The organism is Pseudomonas sp. NPDC089407, from assembly GCF_044900445.1.
GTDB lineage: Bacteria > Pseudomonadota > Gammaproteobacteria > Pseudomonadales > Pseudomonadaceae > Aquipseudomonas.
This window is the reverse complement of the sequence record NZ_JBJDNB010000047.1, coordinates 1-19193: the sequence shown is the minus strand read 5'-3', so window position 1 is coordinate 19193 and position 19193 is coordinate 1. Positions and strand designations below refer to the sequence as shown.

Here is a 19193-nt window from a genome sequence, read left to right as displayed (position 1 = left end):
CAAATGAACCTGTCGGGACCCTTCATTCGTCGCCCGGTAGCGACGATGCTGTTGAGCCTGGCGATCATGCTGCTGGGCGGTGTCAGCTTCAAGCTGCTGCCAGTTGCGCCGCTGCCGGAAATGGACTTCCCGGTGATCGTGGTGTCGGCCAACCTGTCTGGCGCCAGCCCCGAGGTCATGGCCTCTACCGTGGCCACGCCACTGGAGCGCAAGCTGGGCAGCATCGCCGGCGTCACTACGCTGACCAGCAGCTCCAACCAGGGCTCGACCCGGGTGATCATCGGTTTCGAGATGGGCCGTGACATCGACGGCGCGGCGCGCGAGGTGCAGGCGGCAATCAACGCCACCCGCAACCTGCTGCCCAGCGGCATGCGCAGCATGCCCACCTACAAGAAGATCAACCCGTCGCAGGCGCCGATCATGGTGCTGTCGCTGACCTCGGACGTGCTGCAGAAAGGCCAGCTGTACGACCTGGCCGATACCATCCTGTCTCAGAGCCTGGCCCAGGTGTCCGGGGTAGGGGAGGTGCAGATCGGCGGCAGTTCGTTGCCGGCAGTACGAATAGCCGTCGAGCCGCAACTGCTCAACCAGTACGGCCTGTCGCTGGATGAAGTGCGCACTGCCGTGTCCAACGCCAACCAGCGCCGGCCCATGGGCTTTGTCGAGGATGCCGAGCGCAACTGGCAAGTGCGCGCCAATGACCAGCTGGAAACGGCAAAAGACTACGAGCCAGTGGTGATTCGCCAGCAGAACGGCACTATCCTGCGCCTGTCCGACGTGGCCATCATCACCGACGGGGTCGAGAACCGCTACAACAGTGGCTTCTTCAACGACCAGGCTGCCGTGCTGCTGGTGGTCAACCGCCAGACCGGCGCCAACATCATCGAGACGGTGGACCAGATCAAGGCGCAACTGCCGGCCTTGCAGTCGCTGCTGCCCGCCAGCGTGCAACTGAACGTGGCCATGGACCGCTCGCCCGTGATCAAGGCCAGCTTGAAGGAGGCCGAGCACACCCTGTTGATCGCGGTGGTGCTGGTAATCCTGGTGGTCTACCTGTTCCTCGGCAGCCTGCGCGCCTCACTGATCCCTAGCCTGGCGGTGCCGGTGTCGCTGGTGGGGACCTTCGCGGTCATGTACCTGTGTGGCTTCTCGCTCAACAATCTGTCGCTGATGGCGCTGATCCTCGCCACCGGCCTGGTGGTGGATGACGCCATCGTGGTGCTGGAGAACATCTCCCGGCACATCGAGGACGGCCAGCCGCCGATGAAGGCGGCCTTCCTCGGTGCCAAGGAAGTGGGCTTTACCTTGCTGTCGATGAACGTGTCGCTGGTGGCGGTGTTCGTTTCCATCCTGTTCATGGGTGGCATCGTGCGCAACCTGTTCCAGGAATTTTCCATCACCCTGGCGGCGGCGATCATCGTCTCGCTGGTGGTGTCGCTGACCCTGACGCCGATGCTCTGCGCCCGCTGGCTCAAGCCACACCAGGCCGAGCAGACCCGCCTGCAGCGCTGGAGCGACAAGCTGCACCAGCGCATGGTCGACGCCTATGACCGCAGCCTGGGCTGGGCCTTGCGCCACAAGCGCCTGACCCTGCTCAGCCTGCTGGCCACCATCGGCATCAACATTGCCCTGTACGTGGTGGTACCCAAGACGCTGATGCCGCAGCAGGACACCGGCCAGCTGATGGGCTTTATCCGTGGTGATGACGGCCTGTCGTTCAGCGTGATGCAGCCGAAAATGGAAATCTACCGCCGCGCCTTGCTCGCCGACCCGGCCGTGCAGAGCGTTGCCGGCTTCATTGGCGGCAACAGCGGCACCAACAACGCCATGGTGCTGGTGCGCCTGAAACCGATCAGCGAGCGCAAGCTGGACGCGCAGAAAGTGATCGAGCGCCTGCGCAAGGAAATGCCCAAGGTGCCGGGCGGGCGGCTGTTCCTGATGGCCGACCAGGACCTGCAACTGGGTGGCGGCGGGCGCGACCAGACCTCGTCGCAGTACCTGTACACCCTGCAAAGCGGCGACCTGACCGCGTTGCGCGAGTGGTTCCCGAAGGTAGTTGCGGCCCTGCGTGCCTTGCCACAACTGACCGCCATCGACGCCCGCGACGGTGCCGGCACCCAGCAGGTAACGCTGGTGGTTGACCGCGACCAGGCCAAGCGCCTGGGCATCGACATGGACATGGTCACCACGGTGCTGAACAACGCCTACAGCCAGCGGCAGATCTCCACCATCTACGACAGCCTCAACCAATACCAGGTGGTGCTGGAGATCAACCCGAAATACGCCTGGGACCCGAGCACCCTGGAGCAGGTGCAGGTGATTACCGCCGACGGCGCGCGCGTGCCGTTGTCGACTATCGCCCACTACGAGAACAGCCTGGCCAACGACCGGGTCAGCCATGAAGGCCAGTTCGCCGCCGAAGACATCGCCTTCGACGTTGCCGAAGGCTACAGCCCCGACCAGGCCCTGGCGGCGGTGGAGCGGGCAGTGGCCACGCTTGGCCTGCCCGAGGAAGTGATCGCCAAACTGGGCGGCACTGCCGATGCCTTCGCCAAGACCCAGCAGGGCCAGCCGTTCATGATTCTCGGTGCGCTGCTGCTGGTGTACCTGGTGTTGGGCATCCTGTACGAAAGCTACATTCACCCGCTGACCATTCTCTCGACACTGCCCTCGGCCGGCGTCGGTGCCTTGCTGGCGCTGTACGTTACCGGTGGCGAGTTCAGCCTGATTTCGCTGCTGGGGCTGTTCCTGTTGATTGGCGTGGTGAAGAAGAACGCCATCCTGATGATCGACCTGGCCCTGCAGCTGGAGCGCCACCAGGGCCTGTCGCCGGAAGAGTCGATTCGCCGCGCCTGCCTGCTGCGCCTGCGGCCGATCCTGATGACCACCCTGGCGGCCATCCTTGGTGCCTTGCCGCTGCTGCTGAGCCATGCCGAAGGCGCGGAAATGCGCCAGCCGCTGGGCCTGACCATCATCGGTGGCCTGGTGTTCAGCCAAGTCCTTACCCTTTATACGACGCCGGTGGTCTACCTGTACCTCGACCGCCTGCGCCACCGTTTCAACCGTTGGCGCGGCGTGCGCACCGACGCCGCCCTGGAAACCCCGCTATGACTTTTGCCCAGACCCCACTTCATCGTGCCCTGCAAGCGCTGACCCGTTGCCGTGGCTCGCGCCTGCTTGGCGCCGGGTTGTGCGTGGCGCTGCTCAGTGCCTGTACCCTGAGCCCGGACTATCATCGCCCCGAGCTGGCCAGCAAGGCGGCGCAGTTCAAGCATGCCGAGGGTTGGACCCAGGCCACGCCGTCTGACGCCATCGCCCGCGGCGCCTGGTGGGAAATCTACGGCGATAGCGGGCTTAATGCGCTGGTCGAAGCGCTGAACCGCAGCAACCAGACCGTGGCGCAATCGGAGGCCCAGTACCGTCAGGCCCAGGCGCTGGTGCGCAGCAGCCGTGCGGCGCTGTTCCCCAGCCTCGACCTCACCGCCAGCAAAAACCGCTCGGCGCAAGGTACTGGCAGTTCCAGCTCCAGCCTGTCGAACAACAGCAGTGGTATCCGCAACACCTACAACGCGCAGTTGGGCGTGAGCTGGGAAATCGACCTGTGGGGCAAGCTGCGGGAAACCCTGAATGCCAACGAGGCCAGCGCCGAAGCCAGCTTCGCCGACCTTGCCTCTATCCGTTTGAGCCAGCAGTCGGAGCTGGTGCAAAACTACCTGCAACTGCGGGTGATCGACGAGCAGAAGCGCTTGCTGGAGGCCACCGTGGCGGCTTATGAACGCTCGCTGCGGATGAACGAAAACCAGTACCGCGCCGGTGTCGCCGGCCCGGATGCGGTGGCCCAGGCCCGTACCCAGCTGAAAAGCACCCAGGCCGACCTGATCGACCTGATCTGGCAGCGCGCTCAGTTCGAGAACGCCATCGCCGTACTGCTGGGCAAGACCCCGGCCGACTTTGCCCTGGCCGACAGCAAGGACATTCCGGCGCTGCCGCAAATTCCGGTGTCGCTGCCTTCGCAGTTGCTGGAACGGCGCCCGGACATCGCTTCGGCCGAACGCAACGTCATGGCTGCCAACGCCAATATCGGCGTATCGCGGGCGGCGTACTTCCCCGACCTAAGCCTGAGCATGAGCGGTGGCTATTCCAGCAGCAGTTTCACCAACTGGATCGAGCTGCCCAACCGCTACTGGTCGGTAGGCCCGCAACTGGCGCTTAACCTGTTCGACGCCGGCAAGCGCAGCGCCGAGGTCGACCGCACGGTGGCAGTGTATGACCAGACCGTGGCGCAGTACCGGCAGACCGTGCTGGACGGCTTCAAGGAAGTGGAAAACCTGCTGGTGCAGTTGAAGGTATATGGCGATGAAGCGGTGGTGCGCCAGGAGGCCCTGGATGCCGCCCGCGAGTCGCTGCGCCTGACCGAGAACCAGTACCGTGCCGGTTTGATTGGCTACCTGGATGTGGTCAACGTGCAAACCACTGCGCTAAGCAATGAGCGCAGCGTGCTGAACCTGCTGCAAGGGCGCTTGGTGGCCAGTGTGCAGTTGGTTGCCGCGCTGGGCGGTGGCTGGGATGCTGAACAGGCGTTTGCCGAGCAGGAATAATTCCACCTGCAACGGCGAACTCCCTGTAGGAGCGGCCTTGCGTCGCGATCGGGCCGCAAAGCGGCCCCAGCGGTCTACGCTTGAGAACCAAAATTTGGGGCTGCTTCGCAGCCCGATCGCGACGCAATGCCGCTCAGGGACCGCGTGAAGGCCGATACCTGTCTGACTATTGGATCCATTCCCATTCGCAAAAACCCCGTGCGTTTCGCCAAAGCTTGAGTACAATCGTCAGCTTTTTCCGGGACCTTCGTCCCAATGCTGGAACCTCCCATGCTGACCGGTAGCTACTCCTCTTCGCTGGTGTTGATTTCGCTGTGCGTGGCGATCCTGGCGTCCTATACCGCCCTCGACCTGACTGGCCGCATCGCCACGGCCAAAGGCCGTGCTGCCTACCTGTGGATGGGCGGTGGTGCGTTGGGCATGGGAATTGGGGTGTGGTCGATGCACTTTATTGGCATGCTCGCTTTCAGCCTGCCCATCGACCTGGGCTACGACCTGGCCCTGACCGCGTTTTCACTGCTGATTGCCGTGCTGTCCTCAGGCTTTGCCTTGTGGCTGGTCAGCCAGCCCAGCCTTCCGGCGTTACAGCTGGCCTTTGGCGCGCTGATCATGGGCGCCGGCATCGCCTGCATGCATTACATCGGCATGGCTGCGCTGCGCATGCTGCCTGGTATCGACTATGACCCAACGTTGTTCGGCGCCTCGTTGCTGATAGCGGTAGGGGCCTCGGCGGCGGCCTTGTGGATCGCCTTCCGCTTGCGTGCGCACACCCCTTATGTGCGGCAGATACGCGGTTTGGCAGCCGTGGTAATGGGGTTTGCCATCGTCGGCATGCATTACACCGGCATGGCCGCGGCAAACTTCCCCGATGGCAGCTTCTGTGGCGCGCTGGGCAGTGGGTTACAAGGCGATGGCCTGATTTACCTGGTACTGATCACCACCCTGGCGGTATTGGCGGTGGCCTTGCTGACCTCAGTGCTGGATGCCCGCCTGGAGGCACGCACCGCCGAGCTGGCCCGTTCGCTGACCCTGGCCAACCAGGAACTCACCCAATTGGCCTTGCACGACACCCTGACGGACCTGCCCAACCGTACCCTGCTGGCCGACCGTATCGAGCAGGCCATCGCCAAGGTGGCGGAGCAGGGCGGCTGCTTTGCCCTCATGTTCATCGACCTGGACGGCTTCAAACCGGTCAACGATGCCTTTGGCCATCACATTGGCGACCTGCTGCTCAAGGCCGTGGCCGCCCGCCTGCGCGGCCACCTGCACAGCCAGGACACCTTGGCGCGCATCGGTGGCGACGAATTCGTGCTGCTGGTGGAACTGCAAGAGCCGGACGATGCCATGGATGTGGCGGTCAAGCAGGTCAACCTGGTGTCACGGCCATTCCGTGTGGCTGAGCACGACCTGCAACTGTCGGCGAGCCTGGGTATCGTCGTCTACCCAGGCAATGGCCAGGACCAGCACGAGCTGCTGCGCAATGCCGACGCCGCCATGTACCACGCCAAGAGCGCCGGCAAGAACGGCTACAGCTTCTTCGACGTGTCGATGAACAGCAACGCCCGCCAGCAACTGCAACTGCTGCAGGACCTGCGTCAAGCGCTGGAGCAACGCCAGTTCCGCCTGCACTACCAGCCCAAGTTCGACGCCCAGGCCTGCCAGCCGATCGGCGCGGAAGCGTTGCTGCGCTGGGAGCACCCGCAGCAAGGCCTGTTGCTGCCCGACCGTTTCATTGGCCTGGCGGAAAAGACCGGGCTGATCATTCCCATTGGTGAGTGGGTGCTGGATGAAGCCTGCCGGCAAATGCGCCAGTGGCTGGACCAGGGCCATCACGGCTGGCGCATGGCGGTGAACCTGTCAGCTATCCAGTTCTGCCACGCCGGGCTGGTCGAGAGCGTGGCCCGAGCCCTGCAGCAGAACGGCCTGCCGGCCAACTGCCTGACCCTGGAAATCACCGAAACCACCGCCATGCACGACGCCGACGCCAGCCTGGCCGTGCTCCAGCGCCTGGCCGACATGGGCGTGGACCTGTCCATCGATGACTTTGGTACCGGCTACTCCAGCTTGATGTACCTCAAGCGCCTGCCGGCCAACGAACTGAAGATCGACCGCGGCTTTGTGCGCGACCTGGAGCAGGACAGTGACGATGCGGCGATTGTTTCGGCCATCGTCGCACTGGGCCAGGCGCTGGGCCTGCGAATCGTTGCCGAAGGGGTGGAAACCGACAAGCAGCAAGACTTCCTGACGCGTCTGGGCTGTGATTCGCTGCAGGGCTACCTGCTGGGCCAGCCGGTGCCGGCCGAGCAGTTCATGGGCAAGCTGCAGGCCATGGGCCAGGCAGACACCACTGCGGGCTAGACTGCGTCGCGTAAGGTAAAGGCGGGGATAAAGCAGTCCATCTCCGCCTCGACGGCCTCAATGATGCGTTCTACATCGGCGGCGGCCATGATCGCCGCGCAGGGGATGCCGGCAATCGCCAGCACGGTTTCACCGGTGGCGCGGTCGAACAGCCGCGCGACCATGCTGCGTGGCGCATCCATGCTGGCCTCGAAGCCCAGTGGATGGAAGTGCCAGCGCATCACCTGGCAGGCGTTGGGGAACGTCATCTTGTTCATGCCAGCCTCCTTGTCCGTACCTGGACGTGGTGAGCGGGTGGCCGCATTGATGCGGCCGCCGGGAAGGTAAACATAGCACCTGCCACGCGCGATTCTCGGTTGCAAATACGACAAATGTACTAATGCATGACGAGGGTCACATCCTTTTCATCGTCGTGCTTTTTCGCGGAAGGGCATGGCAAACGTTTTCCTCGCAGGATGGCGTCTGTTTTCTCGGTCATTTTCCCCGTTTTTCAGCGGTTCGTAGCTCAGCGCTTTCAGACGAACGGCTCATTCAGCCCAGCAGCCCGGCAGCGATATTGATGGTGAACCCCAAAATCGCCGTATTGAACACGAAGCCCACCAGCGAGTGCGCCAGCACCACCCGCCGCAGGCCCCGCCCGGCAACGCCAACGTCGGACGTTTGCACGGCTACGCTGATGGTGTAGGAGAAGTAGTGGAAGTCCCAGTAATCGGGGTTGCGTTCGCCATCGGCGAAGCGCAGCGGTGGTTCATGGTTTTGCCCGGTGTAGAACAGCCGGGCGTAGTGCAGGCTGAAGATGCAGCCGATCAGTAGCCATGAGCCGGCCACGGTGAGGCCGGTGTAGAGGTAATGCAGGGCCAGCGCGCTGCCTTGCAGGCCGCGGCTGGACACCAGCTGCAAGGTGACAGCGGCAAGGCTGGCGATGGCGGCGATGCACACGGTAAGCAGGACCAGGCCGGCGTTTTCGTCTTCGACCCGGGCGACCTTGCGCACCTTTTCCGGGCTGGCGCTGTAGCTGAGGTACAAGACCAGCAGCAGGTACAGCCACACGCCCAGGTTCCAGCCGGCAAGGATGTGCTGCACGCTGTCGCCAGCGGGGATGAGCCAGGCGCCCAGCAGGCCGACGGCGGCGGCGAGGCTCAGGCGGGGGTGGGTGCGTGTCAGGCGGTGGAAAGCCATGGGGTCTCGCTGTCCAGGGGTATGGCTCCTACTTTAGCTCGCCATTCTCCATATGAACGGCATGCTCGGTCCCTGTAGGCGCGGTCTTGTGTCGCGATAGGGCCGCAGCGCGGCCCCGGCAATGCTCGCTGCGAAGCTGAAAGAGTGGGGCCGCTTCGCGCCCCGATCGCGACACAAGGCCGCTCCTACAAGGGTTTCGCGTGGTCTGTGGTTTCTTTTGTGCCGCCCATCGCACACCCCTGCAACTCTCAGTACACTGCACGCTCCAACATCATCATCCGTTGAACTCGAGGTTTTTGCATGACGCTCAGTCCTTTGGCAGGCAAGCCGGCTCCGGCCAGTGTGCTGGTCGACATTCCCCGGCTGCTCACCGCCTACTACACCGGCCGCCCCGACGCTGCCGTGGCGGCCCAGCGGGTGGCCTTCGGCACCTCGGGGCACCGGGGCACTTCGCTTGAACTGAGTTTCAACGAGTACCACGTGCTGGCCATCACCCAGGCCATCTGCCTGTACCGCCAGGAAAAAGGCATCGACGGCCCGCTGTTCATCGGCGCCGATACCCACGCATTGTCGGCACCGGCCACCGCCAGCGCCCTGGAAGTGCTGGCCGCCAACGGCGTGCAGGTGATGCTGTCCAAGGATGACGAATACACGCCGACACCCGCCGTGTCCCACGCCATTCTCTGCTACAACCGTGGCCGCACCCAGGGCCTGGCTGATGGCATCGTCATCACCCCGTCGCACAACCCGCCGCAAAGCGGTGGCTTCAAGTACAACCCGCCCAATGGCGGCCCGGCCGACAGCGACGTGACCAAGTGGGTCGAGGCCAAGGCCAACGAGCTGCTGGCGGCGAACCTGGCGGGTGTCCAGCGCATGGACCACGCCCAGGCGCTGCTGGCCTCGACTACCCAGCGCCACGACTATGTCAGCCACTATGTGGCCGACCTGGAAAACGTCATCGACTTCGACGTCATCCGCAATGCCAAGCTGCGCCTGGGCGTCGACCCGTTGGGCGGGGCAGGGGTGCGCTACTGGTCGGCAATTGCCAAGCATTATCAGCTTGACCTGGAAGTGGTGAACACTGAAGTCGACCCGACCTTCCGCTTCATGACCGTCGACTGGGATGGCCAGATCCGCATGGACCCATCCTCGCCGTACGCCATGCAGGGCCTGATCGGCCTGCGCGAGCGCTTCGACGTGGCCTTTGCCTGCGACCCGGACCACGACCGCCACGGCATCGTCACCGCCGACGGCCTGCTGCAGCCGAACAACTACCTGGCCGTGGCTATCGACTACCTGTACCGCCACCGCCCGCAATGGCGCAGCGATGCCGCGGTAGGCAAGACCGTGGTGTCCAGCGGCCTGATTGATCGCGTCACCCAGCGCCTGGGCCGTGAGCTGTACGAAGTGCCGGTGGGCTTCAAGTTCTTCGCCCAGGGCCTGTTCGACGGCTCGCTCGGCTTTGGAGGCGAAGAAAGTGCCGGTGCTTCGTTCCTGCGCCGCGATGGCTCGGTCTGGGCCACCGACAAGGACGGGCTGATCCCGGCCTTGCTGGCCGCCGAAATGACCGCCCGCACCGGGCGCAACCCGAGCCAGGCCTACGCCGACCTCACCGAAGCACTGGGCAAGCCCTTCGCCACCCGTGTCGAGGCCAAGGCCGATGCACGGCAAAAGGCCCTGCTGAGCAAGCTGGCGCCCGAGCAGGTGAAGTCGACCGAACTGGCCGGTGAGCCGATCGTGCAAATCCTCAGCCACGCGCCGGGCAATGGCCAGGCAATCGGCGGGCTGAAAGTGATGACCGCCAATGGCTGGTTCGCCGCACGCCCGTCGGGCACCGAAGACATCTACAAGATCTACGCCGAAAGTTTCATCGACGAGGCGCACCTGCAGCGCCTGGTCCAGGAAGCCCAGGTGCTGGTAGACGCAGCAATTGCCTGATTAAGGCCTGAAGCGCCTGGCTTGGGCTTTGTGTTGTGAGTGAGATCGAGCGCCGCCCGCGCGGCGCTTCGCGGCGCAAGGCCGCTCCCACATCTGTTTCGGGTCAGTTCATCCTGTAAGGCCGCCGCTGTTCGCCTTGTTTGTTCCCTTCGATATCGAAGGGGACGCTGCTGTTCTTTATCAATCTACAGCCATGCACCCAGGGTGCGCGCGCCAAAAGCACAGGAGTAATTGGCCAGAAATAGATGTGGGGGCGGCCTTGCGCCGCGAAGCGCCGCGCAGGCGGCGCTCGATCTCACCAGCACTACAAAATTCAAGCCAAGCCCCTCGACACCACATTCCATTTGGTGCTGCAATGCGATGTAAATTAGAATTAATCCTATTTACTCCGCAGGGCCTCCTCATGTTCGACGCCGCGCCGCCAACCGATCCTAGCCTGCCTGCCCTGTATCGGGAGCATCGCAGTTGGCTGGAAAACTGGCTGCGCCGGCGCATGGGCAATGCCTGGGATGCTGCCGACCTCAGCCAGGATACCTTCCTGCGCGTACTGGCCAGTGCCCAGCCGCTGGCAGACATTCGTGAGCCGCGCGCCTACCTGCTGACCGTGGGCAAGCGCCTGCTTAGCAACTTCCACCAGCGCCGTAGAATGGAACAAGCCTACCTGGATGCCCTGGCACAGCTGCCCGAGCAACACGTGCCCTCGCCAGAGCAGCGCTGGATACTGCTGGAAACCTTGCAAGCACTGGATGAACTGCTCGACGGCCTGAAGGCGCCCGTGCGCAAGGCCTTTCTCTGGAGCCAGCTTGAGGGCCTGGGTTATGCCGAAATCGGCAAGCGCCTGGGCGTTTGCGAGCGTTCGGTCAAACGCTATATGGCGCAAGCCTACGAGCATTGCCTGTTGGCCGAGCTGGCATGACCAGGCACTCCCCCGAAACCCGCGAAGCGGTGCGTGCCGCTGCCCATTGGCTGGCGCTGCTGGACGCTGGCGATGCCAGCGAAAGCGACTTGCTGCGTTTGGCACAGTGGCGGGCCAGTAGCAGCCTGCACGAGGACGCCTGGCAAAAGGCATCACGCTTGCGTGCGCGTTTTTCCGGCTTGCCCGGGGCGTTGGCCATGGCCACCCTCGACCGCCCGGATGCCGGCCGCCGCGCGCTGCTCAAACAGGCCCTGGGCGTGGCGGCGCTGCTGCCGGCGGCCTGGCTGGTCAGCCGTGAACTCCCGCTGCAAGCCTGGACCGCCGACCTGAGCACCTCGGTAGGCGAGCGCCGGCAGGTGCTGCTGAGCGATGGCACTTTCGTGCAGTTGAACACTGACAGCGCGGTTGATATCGACCTTGGCGCCCGACGCCTGACCCTGCTGCGCGGCGAAGTCGCGGTCAAGGTGCCTGCTGGCTTGAGCCTGAATGTGCAGCTGCCTTTCGGCCAGGTGTCACTCAATGACGGTGAGGTCTGTCTGCGTCTGTTCGATGACGCCTGCCGGGTGTCGGTGGTCGATGGGGCAGCCAAGCTGCAGCCGTCAAAGGGCCCGGCGATGTGGTTGCAGGCCGGGCAGCAGGCTCGTTTGCAGGTGACCGGCGCCGGCCCTGCGAGCGCGCTGGACGCATGGCCGCTGGGCTGGCGCGAAGGTGTGCTGCGGCTGGACGACCGCCCTTTGGGTGAGCTGCTGCACGAACTGCGCCGCTATCGCCCCGGGCTGTTGCGTTGGGCGCCGGAGCTGGAGCGCCTGCGGGTGACGGGCACCTTCCGCCTCGACGACACCGACCGGGTGCTGGCGTTGCTGGCTGCCAGCCTGCCTTTGCAAGTGCAGTCACGCACGCGTTACTGGGTCAGCCTGTCTGTGCGAGAAAATCGTGTGTGAGGCTGTCCCCTTTTTTTCACTCGCCGGTCATTACCGGTAGTAGAAAATAAAGGGGAGCCTTGTTCAATGCCTGCAGTAAAGTCTTGCCGCCTGCGCCCACTGGCGCGCGCCGCACACCCGTTGTTCGCCATGAGCCTGCTGTTGTGTTCACCGGCCTGGGCCGATGAGCCCGCGCGCCGCACCTTTCAGGTAGCACCGGCCAGCCTGGGCGCCGCGTTGACCCATTTTGCCGATCAGGCCGGTGTCAGCCTTTCGCTGGACCCGGCATTGGTGCAAGGCCGGCAGAGCAACGGCCTGTCCGGCATTTACAACATCGACGAAGGTTTCGCCCAGCTGCTGCGCGGCAGCGGCCTGCAACTGCTGCCGGTGGGTGAGGGCGCTTTCACCCTGGTGCCTGCGCCGCAGGCCGGTGGCGCCCTGGAAATCGCCCCCACCAGCATCGTCGGCGGCCTCGCCGCCAGTGATGAAGCGCCACCCTACGCCGGTGGCCAGGTGGCACGGCAGGGCGCGCAAGGCCTGCTGGGTTCGCGTGACTTCATGGAAACCCCGTTCAGCATCACCAGCTACACGCGTGATGTGGTCAAAAACCAGCAAGCACGCACCCTGGGCGAGCTGATTGCCAGTGACCCTTCGGTACGTGCCACCAACCCGGCCGGTGGGCGCTTTGAGCAGTTCACCATTCGCGGCTTCAGCCTGTTCAACAGCGACGTGGCCTACAACGGTCTGTACGGCATCCTGCCGACCTATTCGATCGACATGGAAATGGCCGAGCGGGTCGACATCATCAAAGGCCCCAGCCAGCTACTCAATGGCATTTCGCCGCGTGGCAGCGTGGGTGGCGGTATCAATGTGCAGCCGAAACGGGCTGGCGACAAGCCGATTACCGAATTCACCGGCAGTTTTGCCTCCGGCAGCCAAGCCGGCGGCGCAGTGGACGTTGGCCGCCGCTTTGGTGAGGGCGACCAGTTTGGTGTGCGCTTCAATGGCGTGAAACAGTCGGGTGATACCGAATGGGACCATCAAAGTGTTGACCGCGAAATGGCGGTGCTGGGCCTGGATTTTCGTGGCGAGCGCCTGCGCCTGTCGGCGGACCTGGGCCACACCGAGCGCGATACCGATGCGCCACAGGAGCGCGTGCTGATCGGCGCCAATGCCAAGGTGCCGGATGCCAGCGACGTGCGCCACAACTATGCCCAGGCCTGGAGCAAGGCGCGCACCAACGACACCTTCGGTGCGCTGCATGCCGAGTACGATATCAGCGAGTCGCTGCTGGCCTATGGCGCGGTCGGCGCACGCAAGAGCAACCACGACTTTTTGCGCCATAACGTGTCGATCATCAACGATGCCGGCGACTTCACCGTGCAGCCGCGCGACTTCACCCGCGACGAGTCGGTGCGTACCGCCATGGCCGGCCTGCGCAACTGGTTTCACACCGGGCCGGTCAGCCACGAGCTGAACCTCGCCGCCAGCTACTTCTACATGGACTTCACCAATGGCGGTGCGCGCTATGCTTCGGCGCCCAGCAACCTTTACAATCCGGTCGTTTCGCCGACGCCGGGCACGCCCACCCGCATCGACCCCGAGGTGTACACGGAAAACCGCTTCTCCGGTGTAGCCTTGGCCGATACGCTGGGCTTCTTCGACGACCGTCTGCTGCTGACCCTGGGCGCGCGCTGGCAGCGGGTGCAGGTGGATGACTGGAGCGACGGCGTCAAAGGCGATACCGCCTACGACGAGGAAAAGGTCTCGCCTTCAGGTGGTGTATTGCTCAAGGTCACCGACCAGCTGTCGTTGTACGCCAACTACATGGAAGGCCTGAGCCAGGGCAAGATCGCGCCGTCGACCTCGATCAACGAAGACCAGATCTTCCCGCCGTTCACCAGCCGTCAGGTGGAAGTGGGGGCCAAATATGACTTCGGCCAGGTGGCTGTTACGGCCAGCGCCTTCCGCATTCGCCAGCCAGCCTACGAGACCAACGCCACGTCGCGGGTATTCGGCCCCAACGGCAAGCGTGACAACCGCGGTATCGAGCTGAGCGTATTCGGTGAGCCCATCCAGGGCGTGCGGGTGTTGGGCGGGGTGATGTACATCGACAGTGAGCTGACCGACACCGTCGGCGGCGCCTACGACGGCAACCGCGCGCCGGCCACGCCTGAATACAACGTCAACCTGGGGGGCGAGTGGGACGTGCCCGGGGTTAACGGCCTGACCCTGACGGCGCGCGCCATTCACTCCAGCTCACAATACCTGGACCAGAACAACAGCAAGCAGATCGATGGCTGGGAACGCTATGACGTGGGGGCGCGGTATGCGTTCAAGGTGGATGCTACCGAAGTGACCTTGCGTGCCAGTGTCGAGAACGTGCTGGATGATCGCTACTGGAGCTCGGCGGGGGCATCGGATGACAGCGAGCCGGGGTTGACCCTGTCGACGCCGCGCACCTACCTGCTGTCGGCAACAGTCGGTTTCTAAGCCCGGCAGGCAGGCCCTTGCTCATTCACTGCGAAAACGTGAATCCAATGCTTGCGCGATCCCTGCAGGAGCGGCCTTGCGTCGCGAAAGGGCCGCAAAGCGGCCCCGGCGGTTTCAGCGGCGAAGCTGAAAGTGTGGGGCCGCTGCGCGCCCCATCGCGACACAAGGCCGCTCCAGGGGATCGCGTAAGCCTGCAAAGTCAGCCCGCCCCAGCTTCTGCGCCTGCCCCTGCAACACCCGCATCATATGCAGCGCCGCATGCGACGGCGGCTCGAAGCGCGAAGGGACAAAGCTGATGTCGAAGTGAATTTCATCGGCCAACGGCACCACCGCCAGCCCGCTGTCCTGCGCCACGAATTCGTCGATAATGCTGATGCCCATGCCTTGCCTGACCAGCGCCACCGCCTCATTGGCATTGGTAAACGACAACACCGAAGTTCGCCGCGGCGGATGCCTTGCTGGAGCAGAGCAGTGCTTATGTCCACGCGCTGCTTGAAGCCTTCGGCGCCGAGGGCTGCGTGTGGGGCTCGGACTGGCCGTTCATTCGCCAGCGCTCGCGGGTGGACTACGGCCCGCTGCTGAAACTGGCCGAACAGCCGATGCCCGATGCCCGGCAGCGCCGTGCGGTGATGTGGGATACCCCCGCGCCGGCTGTTTGGATTCGACTGATTGGGGCCGCAAAGCGGCCCCGAGGGGCCGGATCATTCCTGATCCGGAACCACGGCGATCACGTCGATCTCCATCAGCCATTCGGCCTGGGCCAAGCCTGCGACCACCAGCCCGGTGGAAATCGGGAACACGCCCTTGAGCCACTTGCCCACTTCCTTGTACACCGGCTCGCGGAAGCGCGGGTCGGTAATGTAGGTTGTGGTCTTGACGATGTGCGACAGGTCGGAGCCTGCTTCTTCAAGCAGTTGCTTGACGTTCTTCATGGCTTGTTCGGTCTGCGCCTGCGGGTCACCCAGGCCCACCAGCTTGCCTTCGAAGTCGGTACCGACCTGGCCACGCACGTAGATGGTGTTGCCGGCCCGCACCGCCTGGCACAGGTCGTTGTCCAGGGTCTGGTTGGGGTAGGTGGCCTTGGTGTTGAACATGCGGATGCGAGTATGGGTAGGCATCAGTGGGCTCCGAGGGTGCTGACGTTGCTGTTCTTGGCGGGTTGCTGCTCATCCGCTGCGCGCTGGTCGCGGTCGCGGTAGGCGGTATAGGTGCGTTGCGTGGCAATGTGGCCGGCGACGTGCTTGGCGTCGTGCCACACGCCCCAGATGAACGACGAACCGCGGCGCGACAGCCATGGCAGGCCAAGGAAGTACACACCCGGTTCGCGGGCCACGCCACGCTGGTGCTGGGGCTTGCCATTGGCGTCGAAGGTATCGACCTGCAACCAGCTGAAGTCCACGCCGTAACCGGTGGCCCAGATGATGCTGGTGACGCCGGCCTGGGCCAGGTCCAGTTGCTGCAGCGGGTTGACCATGCACTCCGGGTCGGCCAGGCGCTGGCGGGCATCGGGCTCTTCTGGCAGGTCCAGGCCGTTGCGCTCGATGTAGGCGTCGGCGGCGTCCAGCAGGGCCAGGTAGTTGTCGTCGCCACGCCGGATGTTGTCGACCAGGTTGTCCTGGAAGCGCGCCACGCCGTTGTCGAACGACTGGGTCAGGCCGACCAGGGTCATGCCCTGGTGGGCAAGGGCACGGAAGTCCACGGTGTGGCCGCCACGGGCGCCACTCACGGCGATGGTCACGTGTTCACGGCCGGGCTTGGCGATTTCCGCGTCCCACTCACCCAGCACACCCAGCCACCAGCAGAAGTCGCGGTTGCGGTAGGCGCGTGGCGGGCGATCGTGGGCGCCGACCGACAGGTACACCTGACGGCCTGCTCGCATCAGCTCTTCGGCGATCTGCACGCCGGAGGATCCGGCACCCACCACCAGTACTGCGCCCTCGGGCAGTTGCTCGGGGTTGAAGTAGGCGGCGGAGTGGATCTGGTGCAGGCTGGCGTCTTTCGGCGCAATCGCTGGGATGACCGGCTTCTGGAACGGGCCGGTGGCGGCGACTACGCGGTTGGCGCGGATCACGCCTTCGTTGGTCTCGATGGTAAAGCCAGGGCGGTCGCTGTTGCGCACCACTTTCTTCACTTCGATACCGGTGCGCACCGGCAGGTTGTACTTGCGTACGTACTGCTCGAAGTAGTCCGCCACCTGGTCCTTGCCGGCGAAGGCGTCGGCGTCGAGGTTGAATTCCAGCCCCGGGAAGCGGTCATGCCAGACCGGGCCGTTGGCCACCAGCGAGTCCCAGCGGCCAGTGCGCCAGGCCTCGGCAATGCGGTTGCGCTCCAGCACCAGGTGCGGCACGCCAAGCTTGCTCAGGTGTTCGCTCATGGCCACGCCGGCCTGGCCGGCGCCGACCACGAGGGTGTCGATTTCGAGATTGTTCAGTGTCATGTCCGAGCCCTTGTTCAGGCGGTTTTTGTCAGGTCGGTTTGGAGGACCGCCGTTGCCTGGGGCCAGACTAGGGATGCTGTGGAAATGACGAAAATAGTATTTAGCTGGGGCTTGCCGATAAAACGGCGAAGGCCCCGGATTTTGTGGCATTGCACAGGAGGGACTGGCCCGAAACAGATGTGGGAGCGGCCTTGTGCCGCGAAGCGCCGCGCGGGCGGCGCTCGATGTCTGCCCCAGCCTAGTTTTTTCCTGCTTACCCCCAAGGAAAAAGGTCGTTTCGCCAGCCCGAAGGTTCCACCCAGAATGCCGTATATCGCACAGCACAACAGGAACCTAGACATGACGTTCTCCATCATTGGTCGTTGCCAGGAAACCGGCCAGGTCGGTATCGCCATCAGCTCTTCGAGCATTGCCGTTGGCGCTCGTTGCCCATGGGTGCGTGCCGGCGTGGGCGCAGTCTCTACCCAGAACATCACCCTGCCGGCGCTGGGCCCGCAGATTCTCGATACCATGGAGCAGGGCCAGTTACCGCCCGCCGCAGCGCTGGACCGGGTGCTGAGCGCCAATGGCTGGAGCGAGTACCGCCAGGTGACGGTGATCGACAGCAATGGCCAGGTGGCCTTGTTCACTGGCCGCGAGGCGCTAGGCATGCACAATGCCGTAGCCGGCGAGCAATGCGCGGCAGCGGGCAACCTGCTGTCCTCGACCCAGGTGATCGAAGCGATGGTGCTGGCCTTCGAACAGGCCGGCGGGCACCTGGCCGACCGCCTGCTGGCGGCCATGCACGCGGCAATGGCTGCTGGCGGTGAAGCGGGGCCGGTGCACTCGGCGGCGCTGAAAATTGCGGGCGAGCTGACCTGGCCACTGGTGGACCTGCGCGTCGACTGGGCCGACAACGACCCGATCGGTGTGCTCGATGGCCTGTGGCAGGCCTACCGCCCACAAATGCAGGACTACGTCACCCGCGCCCTCAACCCGACCTCCGCGCCTAGCTACGGGGTGCCAGGTGATGAGTGAGCTTGCCAGCCGCGCGCTGCTGGCCCGGCTGATCGGTTTTGCCACGGTCAGCCGCGACTCCAACCTGGCGCTGATCGGCTTCATCCGTGATTACCTGGCTGAGTTGGGGGTGGCGTGCGAGCTGTTCCATAACCCTGAGGGCACCAAGGCCAACCTGTTTGCCACCATCGGCCCCAAGGATGTTGGCGGCGTGGTGCTGTCCGGTCATACCGATGTGGTGCCGGTGGACGGCCAGGCCTGGACGGTCCAACCGTTTGCCCTCAGCGAACGCGATGGCCGCCTGTATGGCCGTGGCACAGCCGACATGAAAGGTTTCATCGCGTCGGTGCTGGCAGCGGTGCCCGCATTTCTCGCCCAGCCGTTGCGCATGCCGGTGCACTTGGCATTTTCCTATGACGAAGAAGTCGGCTGCCTGGGTGTACGCTCGATGCTCGCAGCGCTCGAACAGCGCCCGCACAAACCGCGGCTGTGCCTGATCGGCGAGCCCACCGAGCTCAAGCCCGTGCTCGGGCACAAGGGCAAACTGGCGATGCGCTGCCAGGTGCAGGGGGCTGCTTGCCATTCGGCGTATGCACCGTATGGGGTGAATGCCATCGAGTATGCCGCCAGGCTGATCGGCAAGCTGGGCGATATCGGCGACGCGCTGGCCTTGCCGCAGCATCACGACCCGCGCTTCGACCCGCCGTTCTCAACGGTGCAGACCGGGGTGATCAAAGGGGGCAGGGCGCTGAACATCGTGCCGGCCGAGTGCGAATTTGATTTCGAGGTGCGTGCCTTGCCGGGGTTTGAGGCACAGACGGTGGCTGACCAGCTGCAGACCTATGCCGAGGCTGAATTGCTGCCGCGCATGCGCAAGGTAAATGCCCACAGTGGCATTCGCCTGGAACCGTTAAGCGCCTATCCCGGCCTGGCTACACCAGAGGACAGCGAAGCAGCGCGGTTGGTGGCATTGCTTAGTGGGTCGGATGAGTTCGGCACGGTGGCGTTTGGTACCGAAGGCGGGTTGTTTGACCAGGCGGGCATCCCGACCGTGGTGTGCGGGCCTGGCAGCATGGACCAAGGGCACAAGCCGGACGAGTTCGTCAGCGTCGAACAGTTGCAGGGCTGTGATGCCATGCTGCTCAGGCTGGTGGATTACCTTAAGCAGGTTTGACGGTGTTGGTTTTATTCGCGGGTGAACCCGCTCCCACAGGTACTGCACTGGATCTGAAAGTTGTGTTGTCACTGTGGGAGCGGGTTTACCGGAACTGTCAGATTTTTTGTGTGCGGGCCGGTAACGGCCTGCCGCCAGGCAGGCCCTGATTTTCACCAGGTTGGCCTGATGAACCGATCTCCGT

Annotated in this window: 13 protein-coding genes and 2 pseudogenes; 10 read left to right on the top strand and 5 right to left on the bottom strand. The window is 64.2% G+C overall.

What is annotated here, in order from left to right:
* Window positions 1-3: 3 nt before the first annotated feature.
* The 3 genes from ACI2KG_RS26700 (at window position 4) to ACI2KG_RS26690 (ending at window position 6956) form a co-directional block, all read left to right on the top strand.
* A complete protein-coding gene (locus ACI2KG_RS26700; RefSeq protein ID WP_404663924.1) occupies window positions 4-3111 on the top strand; it encodes an efflux RND transporter permease subunit in 3108 nt (1035 codons plus the stop codon).
* Window positions 3108-4598, top strand: a complete 1491-nt coding sequence (locus ACI2KG_RS26695) for an efflux transporter outer membrane subunit (RefSeq protein ID WP_404663923.1) — start codon at window positions 3108-3110, stop codon at window positions 4596-4598. Before ACI2KG_RS26700 ends, ACI2KG_RS26695 begins: the two co-directional genes overlap by 4 nt.
* Before the next feature lie 270 nt (window positions 4599-4868).
* Window positions 4869-6956, top strand: coding sequence for a putative bifunctional diguanylate cyclase/phosphodiesterase (locus tag ACI2KG_RS26690; protein WP_404663922.1), 2088 nt, complete (start codon window positions 4869-4871; stop codon window positions 6954-6956).
* On the opposite strand, the gene ACI2KG_RS26685 is transcribed toward ACI2KG_RS26690, so the two are convergent.
* Both ACI2KG_RS26685 and ACI2KG_RS26680 read right to left on the bottom strand, forming a co-directional pair.
* Window positions 6953-7213, bottom strand: coding sequence for a DUF1652 domain-containing protein (locus tag ACI2KG_RS26685; protein ID WP_404663921.1), 261 nt, complete (start codon window positions 7211-7213; stop codon window positions 6953-6955). The genes ACI2KG_RS26690 and ACI2KG_RS26685 overlap by 4 nt on opposite strands.
* Before the next feature lie 274 nt (window positions 7214-7487).
* The gene (locus ACI2KG_RS26680; RefSeq protein ID WP_404663920.1) at window positions 7488-8135 is read right to left on the bottom strand and encodes a DUF1345 domain-containing protein; all 648 of its coding nucleotides are present in this window, start codon (window positions 8133-8135) and stop codon (window positions 7488-7490) included.
* Between the two features lie 300 nt (window positions 8136-8435).
* Between ACI2KG_RS26680 and pgm the strand changes: the two genes are divergently transcribed.
* From pgm to ACI2KG_RS26660, 4 genes are all read left to right on the top strand, one after another.
* Window positions 8436-10073: a phosphoglucomutase (alpha-D-glucose-1,6-bisphosphate-dependent) gene (pgm, locus tag ACI2KG_RS26675; RefSeq protein ID WP_404663919.1), complete on the top strand. Its 1638-nt coding sequence runs from the start codon at window positions 8436-8438 to the stop codon at window positions 10071-10073.
* A gap of 403 nt (window positions 10074-10476) precedes the next feature.
* Window positions 10477-10989, top strand: a complete 513-nt coding sequence (locus ACI2KG_RS26670; protein WP_404663918.1) for a sigma-70 family RNA polymerase sigma factor — start codon at window positions 10477-10479, stop codon at window positions 10987-10989.
* Window positions 10986-11930 (top strand): FecR domain-containing protein, encoded by a 945-nt coding sequence (locus ACI2KG_RS26665; protein ID WP_404663917.1) that lies wholly within the window; start codon window positions 10986-10988, stop codon window positions 11928-11930. The genes ACI2KG_RS26670 and ACI2KG_RS26665 overlap by 4 nt, the downstream gene beginning before the upstream one ends.
* 66 nt (window positions 11931-11996) lie before the next feature.
* Window positions 11997-14402: a TonB-dependent siderophore receptor gene (locus tag ACI2KG_RS26660; protein WP_404663916.1), complete on the top strand. Its 2406-nt coding sequence runs from the start codon at window positions 11997-11999 to the stop codon at window positions 14400-14402.
* A gap of 114 nt (window positions 14403-14516) precedes the next feature.
* Here the strand turns inward: ACI2KG_RS26660 and ACI2KG_RS26655 are convergent.
* Window positions 14517-14837: pseudogene (locus ACI2KG_RS26655) on the bottom strand (LysR substrate-binding domain-containing protein); the annotation flags it as partial.
* Here ACI2KG_RS26655 and ACI2KG_RS26650 point away from each other — a divergent pair.
* Window positions 14837-15071, top strand: a pseudogene (locus tag ACI2KG_RS26650) (amidohydrolase family protein); the annotation flags it as partial. The pseudogenes ACI2KG_RS26655 and ACI2KG_RS26650 sit on opposite strands and share 1 nt — an antisense overlap.
* Window positions 15072-15103: 32 nt before the next feature.
* Here the strand turns inward: ACI2KG_RS26650 and ACI2KG_RS26645 are convergent.
* Complete coding sequence (locus ACI2KG_RS26645; protein ID WP_400616419.1) at window positions 15104-15520, bottom strand: RidA family protein; 417 nt, start codon at window positions 15518-15520, stop codon at window positions 15104-15106.
* The gene (locus tag ACI2KG_RS26640) at window positions 15520-16839 is read right to left on the bottom strand and encodes a flavin-containing monooxygenase (RefSeq protein ID WP_404663915.1); all 1320 of its coding nucleotides are present in this window, start codon (window positions 16837-16839) and stop codon (window positions 15520-15522) included. Before ACI2KG_RS26640 ends, ACI2KG_RS26645 begins: the two co-directional genes overlap by 1 nt.
* 339 nt (window positions 16840-17178) lie before the next feature.
* Between ACI2KG_RS26640 and ACI2KG_RS26635 the strand changes: the two genes are divergently transcribed.
* A complete protein-coding gene (locus ACI2KG_RS26635) occupies window positions 17179-17856 on the top strand; it encodes a DUF1028 domain-containing protein (protein ID WP_404663914.1) in 678 nt (225 codons plus the stop codon).
* Window positions 17849-19009: an acetylornithine deacetylase gene (argE, locus tag ACI2KG_RS26630; protein ID WP_404663913.1), complete on the top strand. Its 1161-nt coding sequence runs from the start codon at window positions 17849-17851 to the stop codon at window positions 19007-19009. Before ACI2KG_RS26635 ends, argE begins: the two co-directional genes overlap by 8 nt.
* Window positions 19010-19193: the final 184 nt, after the last annotated feature.

What these genes read in the sequence shown, in the direction of transcription:
- ACI2KG_RS26660 (WP_404663916.1), top strand. Translation starts at nt 11,997, where the DNA reads ATGCCTGCAGTAAAGTCTTGCCGCCTGCGCCCACTGGCGCGCGCCGCA.
- ACI2KG_RS26670 (WP_404663918.1), top strand. Translation starts at nt 10,477, where the DNA reads ATGTTCGACGCCGCGCCGCCAACCGATCCTAGCCTGCCTGCCCTGTAT.
- ACI2KG_RS26645 (WP_400616419.1), bottom strand. Translation starts at nt 15,520, where the DNA reads ATGCCTACCCATACTCGCATCCGCATGTTCAACACCAAGGCCACCTAC.
- ACI2KG_RS26680 (WP_404663920.1), bottom strand. Translation starts at nt 8,135, where the DNA reads ATGGCTTTCCACCGCCTGACACGCACCCACCCCCGCCTGAGCCTCGCC.
- ACI2KG_RS26685 (WP_404663921.1), bottom strand. Translation starts at nt 7,213, where the DNA reads ATGAACAAGATGACGTTCCCCAACGCCTGCCAGGTGATGCGCTGGCAC.
- ACI2KG_RS26640 (WP_404663915.1), bottom strand. Translation starts at nt 16,839, where the DNA reads ATGACACTGAACAATCTCGAAATCGACACCCTCGTGGTCGGCGCCGGC.
- pgm (WP_404663919.1), top strand. Translation starts at nt 8,436, where the DNA reads ATGACGCTCAGTCCTTTGGCAGGCAAGCCGGCTCCGGCCAGTGTGCTG.
- argE (WP_404663913.1), top strand. Translation starts at nt 17,849, where the DNA reads ATGAGTGAGCTTGCCAGCCGCGCGCTGCTGGCCCGGCTGATCGGTTTT.
- ACI2KG_RS26690 (WP_404663922.1), top strand. Translation starts at nt 4,869, where the DNA reads ATGCTGACCGGTAGCTACTCCTCTTCGCTGGTGTTGATTTCGCTGTGC.
- ACI2KG_RS26635 (WP_404663914.1), top strand. Translation starts at nt 17,179, where the DNA reads ATGACGTTCTCCATCATTGGTCGTTGCCAGGAAACCGGCCAGGTCGGT.
- ACI2KG_RS26700 (WP_404663924.1), top strand. Translation starts at nt 4, where the DNA reads ATGAACCTGTCGGGACCCTTCATTCGTCGCCCGGTAGCGACGATGCTG.
- ACI2KG_RS26695 (WP_404663923.1), top strand. Translation starts at nt 3,108, where the DNA reads ATGACTTTTGCCCAGACCCCACTTCATCGTGCCCTGCAAGCGCTGACC.
- ACI2KG_RS26665 (WP_404663917.1), top strand. Translation starts at nt 10,986, where the DNA reads ATGACCAGGCACTCCCCCGAAACCCGCGAAGCGGTGCGTGCCGCTGCC.